This window comes from Clavibacter lycopersici, from assembly GCF_003576405.1.
In the GTDB taxonomy this organism is placed as follows: Bacteria; Actinomycetota; Actinomycetes; order Actinomycetales; family Microbacteriaceae; genus Clavibacter; species Clavibacter lycopersici.
The window spans coordinates 1-2,118 of the sequence record NZ_QWGT01000348.1; the positions used below are offsets into that span (position 1 = coordinate 1).

The 2,118-nt window shown below is 76.6% G+C and carries 2 protein-coding genes and 1 pseudogene; all 3 read right to left on the reverse strand.

The genetic code is table 11. The annotated features are described in order from the left end of the window. A pseudogene (locus DZG00_RS14915) lies at positions 1 to 339 on the reverse strand (DUF58 domain-containing protein); the annotation flags it as partial. A 14-nt stretch (positions 340 to 353) separates the two neighbouring features. Further along, entirely contained in the window at positions 354 to 1,307 is a 954-nt protein-coding gene (locus tag DZG00_RS14920; RefSeq protein ID WP_119455790.1) for an AAA family ATPase, read from the reverse strand. Beyond that, a partial coding sequence (locus DZG00_RS14925) for a DUF4350 domain-containing protein (protein WP_375342509.1) occupies positions 1,304 to 2,118 on the reverse strand: 815 nt, incomplete at its 5' end. The genes DZG00_RS14920 and DZG00_RS14925, both read right to left, overlap by 4 nt.

Sequence of the window (2,118 nt, forward strand, 5' to 3'; positions counted from 1 at the left end):
CTCGCCGGCGGGGATCCGCACCCGGTCCCGCGTGGACGACGCGCCCGCGGACGGCTGCCACGCGTCGCGCACCACGGCCCGCAGCGTGCGCGACCCGCGGTTCGTCACGAGCAGCACGCTCTCGCCGGTCTCGTCGAGGCGGATCCGCGCGGGCAGCACCCGCTCGAGCGCCACCGCCCGCGGGCTCGCGGCGAGGGCCAGGTCGAGCGCCACGAGCAGGGCGACCAGCAGGATCCAGCCCGCGAGCAGTGCGTAGGCGGCGTCCGGCCCGTCGCCGAGCGCGACGAGCGGCGCGATCCCCAGGAGGAGGAGCGCGACCGTGCGGCCGGTGAGTGCCATCTAGCGGCGCGCCACTAGATCGGCACCTGCACCTGCGCCATGACGCCGCGGAGCACGGCGTCCACCGAGACGCCCTCGAGCTCGGCCTCGGGCCGCAGGGCGATGCGGTGGCGGAGCACCGGCAGCACCATCTCCTGCACGTGGTCGGGCGTCACGGCGTCGAAGCCGCTGAGCCACGCCCACGCGCGGCTCGCGGCCAGCAGGCTCGTGGATCCGCGGGGCGACACCCCGAGCTGCACCGACGGCGAGCGGCGGGTCGCCCGCGCCAGGTCCACCATGTACGCGAGCACGTCGGCGCCGACGCGCACCTCACGGACGGCCGCCTGGGCGCGATGCAGCCCGTCCGCGTCGAGGACGGGTCGGACGCCCGCCGCCGCGAGGTCGCGCGGGTCGAAGCCCGTCGAGTGCCGGCGCAGCACCTCGACCTCGGCGTCGCGCTCGGGGAGGTCGAGCACGAGCTTCAGCAGGAACCGGTCGAGCTGCGCCTCGGGCAGCGTGTACGTGCCCTCGTACTCGACGGGGTTCTGCGTGGCGGCGACGAGGAACGGGTCGGGCAGCGCGTGGCTCCCGCCGTCGACCGTGACCTGCCGCTCCTCCATCGCCTCGAGCAGCGCCGACTGGGTCTTCGGCGGCGTCCGGTTGATCTCGTCCGCCAGCAGGATGCTCGTGAACACCGGCCCGCGGCGGAACGAGAACGCGCCCTCGCGGGAGTCGTAGACGAGGGATCCCGTGATGTCGCCCGGCATGAGGTCGGGCGTGAACTGCACGCGGGCCGTGTCGAGGCGGAGCGCGTGGCTGAGCGAGCGGACGAGCAGCGTCTTCGCGACGCCGGGCACGCCCTCGAGGAGCACGTGGCCGCGGGCGAGGAGGGCGATGATCATGCCGGTCACGGCGCCGTCCTGGCCCACGACGGCCTTCCCGACCTCGGTCCGGACGGCGAGCAGGCTGGTGCGGAGGTCGTCGGTCATGGATCCATTCTCCTGGTGGGGTCGGTCGTGTCTGAGGGGTCGGCGGCGCGGGCGACCCGGCGCTCGAGCGCGGCGAGGCGCCCGGCGAGGTCGACGAGCTCGCGGTCGGTGCGGGGGCGGTCGTCGAGGAGGAGGGCGCGGATCCGCGGGGGGTCCTCGCGGAGGGCGGCGGCGGACGCGGCCACGACGTCGTCGACGGAGGCGAGGCGTCCGAGGGCGAGCGTCGTGGCGATCCGGTCGACCGTTCCCACGCGCAGCGCGTCGAGGGCGTGCCCGCGCGCGTCCGCCCGCTGGTAGAGGCGGGCGCGGCCCTCCGCGGTCTCGTCGGCGCGCACCACGACGGGCAGGCGCTCCACCACGAGCGGGCCGAAGCGGCGGCCGCGCCACACCGCGGCGGCGAGAGCGGCGGCGCCCAGCAGCACGATCGCCGGCGTCACCCACCCGGGCGTCAGCTCGCCGAGCGTCGGCGGCGCGTCTCCCGCGGCGTCGTCGGGCGACGGCGTGTACCAGACGAGCCGCGGCCGCTCGCCGAGCACGCCCAGCGCGAGCGCGGCCGATCCCTGCTCGGCGATGCGGTCGTTCGTGAGGATCGGATCCGCGGCGAGCACGGTCACGGTGCCGCCGGGCGCGAGGGCCGCGGGCACCTGGAGCAGGGCGAAGGCGTCGCCGGTGTCGTCGGGGAAGCACGTGACGGCATCCGACGGGTCGTCGCCGGTGTACCGGAACACGGGCGCGTCGTCGGGCACGGATCCCGCCGCGCGGGCGGCCGGGAGCGCGCACGCGGCGTCGAGCGCGCGGTCGGCGGACTCGG